Source organism: Sphaerospermopsis reniformis (assembly GCF_005402885.1).
Lineage (GTDB): Bacteria > Cyanobacteriota > Cyanobacteriia > Cyanobacteriales > Nostocaceae > Sphaerospermopsis > Sphaerospermopsis kisseleviana.
Genome location: NZ_BJCE01000175.1, coordinates 1 through 11,406 on the forward strand (window position 1 = coordinate 1; position 11,406 = coordinate 11,406).

Consider the following 11,406-nt stretch of genomic DNA (forward strand, 5'->3'; position numbering starts at 1 on the left):
AAAAACTGTGCATTTTGGGTCTGATAAATTAGAAAATCTGGGGATAACAGATAGCTAAAACTATTCCCTATTCCCTATTCCCTATTCCCTGCCTCAACGAAGGGACTTTTTCAGCAAACCCTAAATACTGGTTAAATTAATGACTTTTTGACTAAGGTAGAAAGGCTAGATAAAACATTTTGCTCGATAAAACATTTTAACTAATCACTTTGTGCTGGTGTCACATATTCAATTGCAAGATTGATGGTAATTTATTTTTGCACAAATTCAGTTCGACTTCGCTCACTATAAACCTGATTACCAATCGCAATCAAACCTATGGCACTCAATTTATATTTACTGCGACATGGGGAAACAACATTTAGTCAAAATGGCAATTTCTGTGGTGAAACCGATGCAGAATTGACAACCGCAGGAATACAGATGGCAGAAAGTTTTGCCGATGTTTATAAACAATTGCAATGGAAAGGAGTTTATGTTAGTCCCATGAAACGCACCATTGCCACTGCCAAGCCATTTTGTGATGCTGTGGGAATAAATATGCAGGTGAGAGAAGGACTCAGAGAAGGTAGTTATGGTGTGTGGGAAACCAAAAGTAAATCCTTTGTACAAGAGAACTACACAGAAAACTATATCAAATGGTTGTCAGAACCTGCTTGGAATGCACCTCTAGGAGGAGAAACAGCCGTAGAAATTGCTAACCGGGCAATACCTGTGATTACTGAAATTATAGAGAAACACCCAGAAGGTAATGTTTTAGTAGTTTCCCATAAAGCCACAATTCGGATTATACTTTGTAGCTTACTAGGAATTGATTTGGGATGTTATCGCTATCGAGTCAATATTTTAGTAGCCTCAGTCAGTAAGGTGAAATTTGATGTTAATGGTCCATTGTTGGAGATATTAGGCGATCGCTACCATATACCTGATCATATTCGCTCACGTCCAGGAACATAAACACACCTTACTTCTGACTCCCGGAGGTTAACAAAAAAAGTAGGGGCAATCCCCCGTGGTTGCCCCGATTTGCCTCTAGCTAACGGTTCGCTGCTCCATTAGAATTTGATAAGAATACTTGAAATCATCAAGAGTAATCCTAATAGCAGCCGGGTCTGTTTCCCCTTGGTCTCGAAAACGGCGAATTGCTTTCACAGCAGCCTGATTACACAGCAAAACTAAATCTGCTCCGTTCCAGCCTTCGGTGGACTCAGCCCAATATGCCAAATCCACATCTAACAAAGGTCTGCCCTCAGTGTAGACTCGCAAAATTTCTAGACGGCTGGCTAAATCAGGTAAATCAACCTTGAATTGCAAGTCTAATCTTCCTGCCCGTAATAAAGCAGGGTCAAGGGCATCAGGACGATTAGTAGCCCCAATCACTAAAATATTAGTCCCCGTCTCTAAACCATCCAATTCAGTGAGTAATTGCCCGACTACGCGGTTACTAACTCCCGAATCACCAGTGTAAGTTCCCCGTGCTGGGGCTAAGGTATCAATTTCATCAATAAATATGACACAGGGATCAGCTTGCCTGGCTTTAGCAAATAATTCTCGCACAGCTTGTTCACTAGCTCCCACCCAACGAGTAAGTAACTCTGGACCATTGACACCAATAAAATTAGCTCTGGCTTGGGAAGCTACGGCCTTAGCTAATAAAGTTTTACCAGTTCCCGGAGGACCCCAAAGCAAGATGCCCCTGGGTGCTACGGCCTTGGTTTGGCGGTAAAGTTCTGGATACAGTAAAGCTCCTTCGACGGATTCCTGTAGGGTTCGCTTAATTGTCTCCAAACCACCAATATCTTCCCATTCCACATGGGGGACTTCAACTTCCATGCTACGAAGCACTGCTGGTTTGATTTCTTTGAGTGCTTGTATAAAATCCGATTGATTCACCGTCATAGTGTCAGGAGCTTGCACATCAATCGAAGGAACTTGACGGCGTAAAGCGATGTAAGCTGCTTTTTGACATACGGCTTTTAAGTCAGCACCTACAAATCCCACAGTGCGATCGCTGATAAATTCCAAATTGACCGTATCATCCACAGGCATATTACGAGTCAGAACTTGTAATATTTCTTTGCGTCCGTTGTTGTCTGGAATGCGAAACTGAATTTCCCGGTCAAATCTTCCTGGACGACGTAGGGCTGGATCAAGATGGTCAGGGCGGTTAGTAGCTGCTAAAACAATCACCCCTTGAGTTTGGGTAAAACCATCCATCAAGCTTAATAACTGAGCAACTAAACGTTTTTCTACTTCCCCTTCCACTGCACTGCGATCTGGGGCGAGGCTATCAATTTCATCAATAAAAATAATACAGGGAGCATTTTTGGCTGCTTTTTCAAAGATGCCTCGCAGTCTTTGTTCTGCTTCTCCGTAATATTTGCTGATTACTTCTGGTCCGACTAGGGCAATATAGTTAACTCCTAATTCCTCAGCCAAGGCCCTGGCTGTCAGAGTTTTACCAGTACCCGGAGGTCCTACCAACAGTACGCCATGTGTGGGTTCTAGTCCCAATTTAACCAGCAAATCAGGGCGTTTTAAGGGAACAGCAATTAGTTCTTTGAGTTCTTTGAGAACTTCACTCAGTCCGCCGATATCTTTGAGGGTCATACCCGAATTAGAATCAGGTGGTATGATCGGCTCTGATGAACCTGCATTAGCGGCTGGAGAGGAAGGAGAAGGGGAAGTAGAAGGAGAGGAAGGAGTGCGGATCCGACTAGTCCCTATATTGCTACTACTCCCACGGGGAATATTGCCTGTTCTGGGAATACTACTGACGGATCTTGTGTTAAACTGCACATCAGTTTTCACTTCTCCACTGTCAATTTTTTCTTCTAACGTCTTGACCAATTCTATGAACTGCTCAAATCCTTTGAATAAATCACTCATGACATCCCTTTCTAAAATGAACTTACAAAAATATTGTTGCGGCTAAATTGTTCTTTAATTGGAGGTTAGTTCCTCAAATGCAAATAAAAGATCAGCCGCGCCTTTAATTCGGTCTATTGGTTCTACCGACCTGGGTAATTGAGGCAAGCGAATAATCGTTTGTTCTGAAAATAAGCCCTGATTGATTTCTGAATTTTGAGTGTAGCGATTTTGCACCACATAGCGTTGTTGAATTCCCATTTTTTTCAGAGATTCTGTTAAGCGGATATGTTCAGCTATAATTGCTTCCTCTGCCTGAATTACACCTATAAATTGGGTGTGTTTGGGGTCTTTCAATTTCTTTTGAGCTTGGATAACTTGTTGGCGCAGATTACGTAGCCGTCCAATGAAATCAACTCGACCCAAAACGTCTTGATATTTCATCCATAGCTTAAATATCCAAGATAACCAATCTCCTAAAGCTGAGGGCATTGCTAAGAATTGTAGCAGATGACCTGTAGGAGCAGTATCTAAAATAATCAAATCTTGCTGGTTACTTTCTAATAAATTTATAATGGTAATTAGGGATAGCATTTCATCAATTCCTGGTAAAGCTTGAGACATGATCTGTCTCCAAGCCTCTGGCAGATAAGCCATATTGACATTTGTGTCTGTTGCTGTTCCTTCACCACTAATCATATCCGCCAATTCCCAAAGATAATCAGTACGAAACTGATCTAATATTCTGTCAGCATCAATTTCTTGTCCGCTTAAATTAGGAGCTAATAATTTGGCCTGATGCCCTAATTTTTCTCCAAAGGCATCTCCCAAAGAATGAGCAGGATCTATGGAAATAACACGAATTTTTTGCTCAGGATAATGATTGGCAAAAGCCCAACCCATTGCTGCTGATACTGTAGTTTTGCCGACTCCGCCTTTGCCGCCGACAATAATTAGTTGACATCCTGCTGCTAAAAAATCACTAAAGCTGGGTGGTATTCTCACTGGCCATGTAATGACTGGAGCAGATACCAGTTCAACTTGCTCAATTTTTTGAATTTGTGCGGCTAGATGATCTAATTCTAAATTACCTAATGGGGCTGATGGCTGTTGTGGGACAATAAAAACTGGTTGATTTTGGGAAATATTTAAGAACTTTTGTAGGTATTTTTCCTGCTCTGCATAACGATCTGGATCTATATTGGCATCTGTCAAAATGCGATTGATTAATATTCCTGAGTAGGGAACATCTAAGGTTTTTAACTGTTCTAAAAATCTCTCTGTTTCTGCCAAACACATCGGTTCAGCAATGGCAATTACTAAACAACCTGTAAAGTGATTATCTTGTAGTAGTCTTCTACCTTCTGATAATTGAAATTTGAGATCAGCTAAAAAGTTGTCAACTTCATCACGGGTATAACTACCTGTGAAAGTTTCTGTGATCACTTGATGCTTCTTTTGGAATAATTCTAATGAATTTAAAATTACATCTAGAAAATCCTTTAAGCGCAATAAATTCAAGGTATGTCCAGAAGGTGCCATATCAACTACTATGCGATCAACGCTTTTGTCTGATAGTAACCTTTGTATTTCTAGTAATCCCATCAGTTCGTTTAAGCCAGGCCAGTTTAAATCCCAAACTGGGGCTAAATCTTCTCCATCAGCTAAACTTCCTCTTTCCACTAATAGTTCTAAAAATTGACTATATTTTGCCCTAAATTCTAATAGCAGTTTTTGAGCATCTAAAGCCTGAATACTCAAATTGGGTAAATCTGCTATTGGTGCAGCATCATCTGTCACTTTTGCAAGTAATACATCTCCTAAAGAATGTGCCGGATCTGTGGACAATAATAAGATTTTTTCTTCCGGGAACTTTGTCGCCCAATAACGCGCAAAACAGCAAGACATGGTGGTTTTACCGACTCCGCCTTTGCCGCTAAACAGAAGTAAATTAAGTGAATCGTACTGGTTCATAATTTTCAAAATCAATCAAATAATAGTTAATAAGCATTAAATAAAATGGTAAGGTGGAAGAACATCTCCCAATGATAAATCCCAGCGTGGGCAAGCTTTTTGCCAACTTAAAAATTGTTCTAAAATTAAAATTTTATCTTGAGAGCCAACCAAAATGTAAATTCTTACTTCTTCTTGCTTGTCTTGAATAACTATTGGCAATTGATGTACATTTCTGATGACATCAATTAAGTTTTGTTTTTCTGTATCTTGAGCAATAGTAAAGTTTTGTCTATTTTGATATTGTTGCTTTTTAGCTAAAAAGTAATTCCTCCCCTTTTCCGTAAATGTTTCTGTTTCAGGTAAGGAATGAGGAATTAGTTTTAAACAAAATTCGACTTTACCTTTGATTTTTTCTAGCTGTTTGCGATATTCTTGGCTATGCAATTCTAGATAGTTAAGTAGTTTTGTTTGAGACTTAAAACAAGTGCCAAATCTCAATGGTAAAATTGTAATTTGCTCAAAAATTTCACAAATAACTCGATCATGACATAAAGCCATCTGGATAATTTCAGCATCATTTTTTTGGCACGATTCTAAAGATATTCCAGGCTCGACAATAGCAGAAAGTTGAGTACCATTAATCAAAACTACTTGACTAGCAATTCCTTGGGGCAAGGTTAGGGGAAAGCTAGGAGTTTCTAAAAAAGCATAAGTGTAGAAGTTTTCTAATTCCATCTTTTTTCCATAGAGACATACAACCAATGACTGACAAATTTTTTATAATCATTAAAACTACAACTTGATATTTTCTGAATTTATAAAAAAAATCTATTATTTGAGTATTTAGGCGTTTACAATTGAATAAAACTAGTTATAATGTTGAAAATATTTAGGTACTTTTCATGAAAAATATTCGCAACCGCGGTTTGATTAGGGCTAAAGTTAGTACGATGCCTAGAAATAAATCAGATGCTTCAAGTCAATTAGAGCTTTATAAAATGGTGACTGAAAAGCAACGTATCCAACGAGAGTTATATGGAATTAAAGAAAGAATGTTTGTACTCCAACAAAGGTTAGACGTTCTAAATCATCAGATCGAAGAAACGGAAAAAACCATTCATAGATTACGTCAACCTCACTCAACAACTGTTCAAAATATATCTCAGAAAAAGGAAACTAGTGAACCGCATAATTACCACACTTTTGAGATTGAATATTAATTTTTGTTTAAACTTTAACCCGCATGAGCGGGTTTTCTACTCTTATCCTCAAGATAATTACCAGATAAGTTTTTGCTAGGAAGCACTACTTTGTGTGCAGACGTTGTCATTACCAGTAAATGGTTTCAAGATTTCAGAGATTATAGCAGGTAAACAATAATCTATGCAATCTAGACACCGCCAGGATTGTACTGATAATTTAGACAAGCTGTAATTCTTCAGCTTCAGCATCTCTGTTGGCTTCCTCTTCCAATGCTTGAATTTTTAAAAGAATTTCCTCTTCTTGAGCCTCAAATTCTTCTTCACCAAGTTCACCGAGATCGAAGGCAAGCTGTAAACTTAATAATCGTTTATGTAAATTTTCTTGAGCATCAAACTCTGTATTTGTACGCTCTTGGATTTTCTCTGCAATCCAGACAACTCCACCAATTGGTCCGGTTATGGGAGCTAGTAAAATTTTCATTAACATATTGATAAATCCTATTGAGTTTTTAAGTTATCTTCAGCAAAAACCAACTTTTTAACATCACAGCTTGGGGCTGCAAGAAATTAGGTATACTACTCAGAAACAAGCTGCGCGAATGTATAGGGCGCAGTAAAATTATTGTAACGAATACGTAGGCGATCGCCAAATTTCTGATCAATAGTTTCCACGCGCTCGCTAAATACAGATTCGCTTTCCCAAGGAATGAGAAATGCGGCATTGTATATCATTTCTTCATTCATCGGTTCACTTTCAATCACCTCTGTTGCTAAAGGATTTAATTCCTCCAAGAAAGCTTGAATTACAGCTTCCTTACGAGCCTGCAAATTACTTTCAATTAACTGCCCAATACCAATAATCTCTTCCATGCTTAAGTTTTTACCCTCCATCTTGTCCCGCTGCTGTTTTAAATCTGGATTAGATTCCATCATTGCTTGGACTTCAGACTTAGTATTCCAAAGAATCTTAATACTTACTTCTCTTTGTCCTGCTAACTTGCTAAATAATTCTTCTAACTGCTGCTTATATAGTTGGATCAGTTGTCTATTAATTTCTTCCCAATCTTTAACAACTAATCCAAAGCGCAAAGGTAGAAGCGTATGAAATCCCGCCTTCATTGCTTCTTCTAACACTCTTTCATGAGCCAATAAATTTCGGCGAGAAGCTAAATATTTTTCTTGACAAGCTTCTGAATATAAAAAAGTAAATCCATCAACTACTTGACTCTGAACAGTTTGTCCATCCAATCCTTTAAGTTCCAGAGAATTAGAAATTGATTCAGGGAAAATACCGTACAAATAAAGACCAAAATTCATAATCTGCAAATTAATTAAAATGTATTTAAACTTAAACTTTATTTTACGAAGGATATGTCGCTTCTGATTTAATTGACCCAATTGGTTTAGAGGTCAGAACTAACTGCAATTTAGCATGAATCAGATCCAACTGAGCTATACCTATATCTACTTCACCCTCTACAACAATTCCCGTATTTAACAGGCGATCCAGTAATTCCAATATAGAAGGATTGTTGCTAGGTTCCCCTGGATAATAAGAGCCTGGATGAGGCAAAAGAGTACCAAAATCTCCTAAATTTACATTTAACTCCTCTGGATTAATTTCAAATATTTCACACAAATGTAAAATTTGCTCTTCCAACTTTTGTAAACTTTCTGCTGCTCGCTCCAACTCTAATTCGCTCAAGCATTCTCGTTCCATCCGCCGAATTACTTGAGCTTCCATCAGTTGACGCACCAATTCTAGTAACGTCAACAATAAAGGAGCTAAACCCGCTTCATTCTTGGATTTAGAACCAGTAGTTAGTAAATCTTGAGAATTATTAATTGGAGTGTCAACCATTTCCATGATGTCATCTAAAACTTTAAGTTTTTTCCACTAAGTTTTTTTCACAATGATTAAAATTTCAGGAGTTCCAGTTTTGATTAATCTAAATTTGGATAACTCCTAAATTGCAATTAGACATCAACGGGGGGATCTATGGATAACAATGGTATACTTTCTTGGTCTATTTCCCCAGAAATATTTTCCGTATTAGCTAAAGTAAATTGCTCCTCTTCTATGACAGATTCCTCTTCTTCTTGTATGTTGCTATCTATGGATAATGGGATCACTTCTTGGTTCTCTTCCTCAAAACTAGCTTCCGTATTAGCTAAGGTTAGTTGCCCTTCTTCTATTGCTGATTTCATTACGTTCATTTGCGCTTCTAAGCTTTCTAGGCGCTGTTGGAGTAGTTGGTTTTCTTCAACCAGACTTTGCGCCTTAGTGCTGAGATAAGGGTCATTTTCCCACCAATTGATACCCATCTCTTTAGCTTTATCAACGGAGGAAATTAACAAGCGAATACGAATATGTAGAAGTTCGGTAGAAGCAATAGATACAGATATATCACCTGCAATGACAATACCTTTATCTAAAACTCTTTCGAGAATGTCCGCCAAAGTCGAACCTTGGGTAGATGTGGTAATAGTTCGACTTGGGTTTGTTTGACGTGTTGGCAATATTGGGGTAGAAGTCACGAGTGATTCAACTCTTGAATAGTATAAAGACCATTAACTTTGTTAACCAAAGACTTTTGCTTTAAAGAATGAAGAGCATTGAATATTACATTCTTGTCTAGATTCAAAGCTTTTTGCAGTCCATTTATTCCTTCACTTTTATGCTCAGTTAGGTAATAATAAACTTCCTTCTCAAAAGGAACTATATTTTCTAAAGTTTCTAAATCAGTCTGAGGCTGGGAAACTTCCTTTAGAGAATAACCGTTATGAAACTCCTCATCAACATTCATCATCTCTAAAGCCTGGGCTACGCTTGTAGAAGCTTGATTCAGCAAATCCGCCAAAATAGATGTACACTCGCTGATAGATAAATTTGTGCGGTTGAATAAAATATCCATAGCAATATCCCGAAAGTCCGCATTTTCTGGTGTTGCTACAATACCGTTATCTGCACAAACTTTACCAATCATTAAACAAGACCGCAAGCCAGAAGTTTTTTCAGCCCCTGTAGCCTGACGAAATGATTTAACTAAATGCACGATAAAATAAGCAGATTCTCTATCTAGATTTGTTTTTTGAATTAATATCTCAGTTTGAGTTAACTCGTCTGGTTCTGGCATATTAATAGTTACCAATCTATCCATTAAAGCATCTTGTGTAGAGTGAACGCCGCAATACTCTTCTGGATTAGAGGTAAAAATTACCCGAAACTGGGGATTAACATTTAAATATTCTGGTTGATTACTGCTAGGGGGAAGACTGAGAATTTTTTCTTCTAAGGCTGAAAGCAATACGTTATTAACTTCAGGACGTGAACGATTAAATTCATCATATACCAACGTAAATCCTTCCCGACAAGCTAAAGTTAGTCGAGAATCTACCCAATTCTGTCTGAATTCGTCTTCAATTTTTACAACACTGTGAATATAATTATCGAGTAACTTTTTGTGAGTGTATCCCGATTCACTACCAATCAGATCTGAACTCTTAAATTCGTCATCTCCAAACAATAACATGACTGGCCTGTCTAAACAATGAGCCAAATGCAGAGCTAAGGTAGTTTTACCTGTTCCAGCTGGACCCCGTAAGTGAATGGGAAACCCTGACTTGAGATAAAGTAAAGCCCGAGATGCTACTTTTTCAATAGCAGGTGTCACCACAAACTGCCCTGGGCGAACACGAAGAACTGCTCTTTTCTGATTCATATTCATGATAGTCATAAATTCACGATAGTTGGAAAATAACTTGGAAAAAAGGGAAAAAGATTGCTATCTTTTCTAATTGGAATGTGCTATACTTAATCTATATAGTTTCCAGCAGAGAGCTTAGTTATATAACTGTAGTCAAGTTATTTTTCAAATAGCTGTTGTTTCTAGCTTGAAACAGGTATAAACTGAGACTATCATTGTTGAACGCCAAAACTCATTGTTGATTTTTATTATTCACCCCCTGATCTTCACAGTTTTACAACTATTGGATTAGGGGGAATTACTATATAGCCCAATTATCTAACAGTCAGCAGGATTGTGAGTATTAATTGCGACGGTAATTGCCAATAACACTCGCAAATAAATCCTGACGGAATTGACGCAGATTCTGCTTTTGTTCATTAGCTTTAGCAATACGTTCTTTAGCCGTATTTGCTAAAAATTCATCGGTTGTTTGCTCAAGTTGCTGATGGAACTCACTCAACTCTTTCGCTTGTGCCTCAGCTTTAGCAATACGTTCTTTAGCCGTATTTGCTAAAAATTCATCGGTTGTTTGCTCAAGTTGCTGATGGAACTCACTCAACTCTTTCGCTTGTGCCTCAGCTTTAGCGATACGCTCTTTAGCAGCATTTGCTAAAAACTTATCGGTTGCTTGCTTGAGTTGCTGATAGAACTCGTCCAACTCTTTTGCTTGCTGGTTAGTTTGAGCAATGCGTTTTTGGGCAGCATTTGCCAAAAATTCATCGGTTGTTTGCTTGAGTTGCTGATAGAACTCGTCCAACTCTTTTGCTTGCTGGTTAGTTTGAGCAATGCGTTCTTTAGCAGCATTTGTCAAAAACTCATCAGTTGTTTGCTTGAGTTGCTGCTGGAATTGACGCAGTTCTTCTGCTTGTTTTTTTGCTTGAGTAAACCGCTTGCTTTTTGTCTCAGACAGGAATAAATTTACTTCCTCAAATATTGAGTTATTCTCCTGCCGGATTCTTTCCATTAAAGCCGCCATGAAGTTCTCCTAGAAATTAGAAGCTGGTATCAACTACATTCACCGGAGTTTTTTACTCAGTGAATGTAGTTGCAGGTGTTTCTGCTTTTTTAATAGATATGCTTTCATGAAAACTATATTTCCGCATATCAAAGTCATTAAAAAAGCAGTGATGGTACTAGAATTTAATCCTAATTAAATTCTTAATCTCGGACATCTACTTCAAAATTAAGCAGGTACCGCAGCAGACTGAGTCAAACCTACAGCTTCTGCATATTTCAGGTAGGTTTCTACAGATGCGATTACGATTCTAGCTTCTACTGCTAGTAATTCAATACCAACCAAGGAAACACGAACCCAAGCATCTACAACGATACCTTTGTCTAGGATTCTATCAATAACTTCTGCCAAGCTGGAGGAAGAATTAGTTTTTTCAACTGCCATTGTTTTGCACCTTAATTTTTTATTGTTGTTTATTTTTTTGGCATTGCCAAACCAAGTTTAGCAGAATAATTACCTTTAATTGGATAATTATTCTACTCATTGCATATCTACTTCAAAATTAAGCAGGTACCGCAGCAGACTGAGTCAAACCTACAGCTTCTGCATATTTCAGGTAGGTTTCTACAGATGCGATTACGATTCTAGCTTCTACTGCTAGTAATTCAATACCAAC

Annotated in this window: 12 protein-coding genes; 2 read left to right on the top strand and 10 right to left on the bottom strand. The window is 38.0% G+C overall.

The window, feature by feature from the left end; genetic code table 11:
* The first annotated feature begins 318 nt into the window (after nt 1-318).
* On the top strand, nt 319-957 hold the full coding sequence (locus FFR48_RS19880) for a histidine phosphatase family protein (RefSeq protein WP_137668578.1): 639 nt from the start codon (nt 319-321) through the stop codon (nt 955-957).
* 75 nt (nt 958-1,032) lie between these two features.
* Here the strand turns inward: FFR48_RS19880 and FFR48_RS19885 are convergent, their stop codons facing one another.
* The 3 genes from FFR48_RS19885 to FFR48_RS19895 are packed head-to-tail and all read right to left on the bottom strand — an operon-like array spanning nt 1,033 to nt 5,559.
* Nucleotides 1,033-2,889 (bottom strand): AAA family ATPase, encoded by a 1,857-nt coding sequence (locus FFR48_RS19885; protein ID WP_137668579.1) that lies wholly within the window; start codon nt 2,887-2,889, stop codon nt 1,033-1,035.
* A 54-nt stretch (nt 2,890-2,943) separates the two neighbouring features.
* The gene (locus FFR48_RS19890) at nt 2,944-4,842 is read right to left on the bottom strand and encodes an ArsA family ATPase (RefSeq protein ID WP_190348518.1); all 1,899 of its coding nucleotides are present in this window, start codon (nt 4,840-4,842) and stop codon (nt 2,944-2,946) included.
* A gap of 36 nt (nt 4,843-4,878) precedes the next feature.
* Entirely contained in the window at nt 4,879-5,559 is a 681-nt protein-coding gene (locus tag FFR48_RS19895; RefSeq protein WP_096567122.1) for a GvpL/GvpF family gas vesicle protein, read from the bottom strand.
* A gap of 167 nt (nt 5,560-5,726) precedes the next feature.
* Between FFR48_RS19895 and FFR48_RS19900 the strand changes: the two genes are divergently transcribed.
* Nucleotides 5,727-6,044, top strand: a complete 318-nt coding sequence (locus FFR48_RS19900; protein ID WP_137668580.1) for a gas vesicle protein — start codon at nt 5,727-5,729, stop codon at nt 6,042-6,044.
* Nucleotides 6,045-6,243: 199 nt separating this feature from the next.
* Here FFR48_RS19900 and FFR48_RS19905 read toward each other — a convergent pair whose 3' ends face one another.
* The 7 genes from FFR48_RS19905 to gvpA form a co-directional block, all read right to left on the bottom strand.
* Nucleotides 6,244-6,513 (bottom strand): gas vesicle protein GvpG, encoded by a 270-nt coding sequence (locus FFR48_RS19905; RefSeq protein WP_096567126.1) that lies wholly within the window; start codon nt 6,511-6,513, stop codon nt 6,244-6,246.
* A gap of 89 nt (nt 6,514-6,602) precedes the next feature.
* Complete coding sequence (gene gvpF / locus FFR48_RS19910) at nt 6,603-7,343, bottom strand: gas vesicle protein GvpF (protein WP_096567128.1); 741 nt, start codon at nt 7,341-7,343, stop codon at nt 6,603-6,605.
* 43 nt (nt 7,344-7,386) lie between these two features.
* Nucleotides 7,387-7,893, bottom strand: a complete 507-nt coding sequence (locus tag FFR48_RS19915; protein ID WP_137668581.1) for a gas vesicle protein K — start codon at nt 7,891-7,893, stop codon at nt 7,387-7,389.
* 110 nt (nt 7,894-8,003) lie between these two features.
* Nucleotides 8,004-8,564: a gas vesicle protein gene (locus FFR48_RS19920; protein WP_137668582.1), complete on the bottom strand. Its 561-nt coding sequence runs from the start codon at nt 8,562-8,564 to the stop codon at nt 8,004-8,006.
* Complete coding sequence (gene gvpN, locus FFR48_RS19925; RefSeq protein WP_096567134.1) at nt 8,561-9,763, bottom strand: gas vesicle protein GvpN; 1,203 nt, start codon at nt 9,761-9,763, stop codon at nt 8,561-8,563. Before gvpN ends, FFR48_RS19920 begins: the two co-directional genes overlap by 4 nt.
* 313 nt (nt 9,764-10,076) lie before the next feature.
* Nucleotides 10,077-10,751: a gas vesicle protein GvpC gene (gene gvpC, locus FFR48_RS19930; RefSeq protein WP_137668583.1), complete on the bottom strand. Its 675-nt coding sequence runs from the start codon at nt 10,749-10,751 to the stop codon at nt 10,077-10,079.
* Between the two features lie 207 nt (nt 10,752-10,958).
* Nucleotides 10,959-11,174: a gas vesicle structural protein GvpA gene (gvpA, locus tag FFR48_RS19935; RefSeq protein ID WP_057178839.1), complete on the bottom strand. Its 216-nt coding sequence runs from the start codon at nt 11,172-11,174 to the stop codon at nt 10,959-10,961.
* Nucleotides 11,175-11,406: the final 232 nt, after the last annotated feature.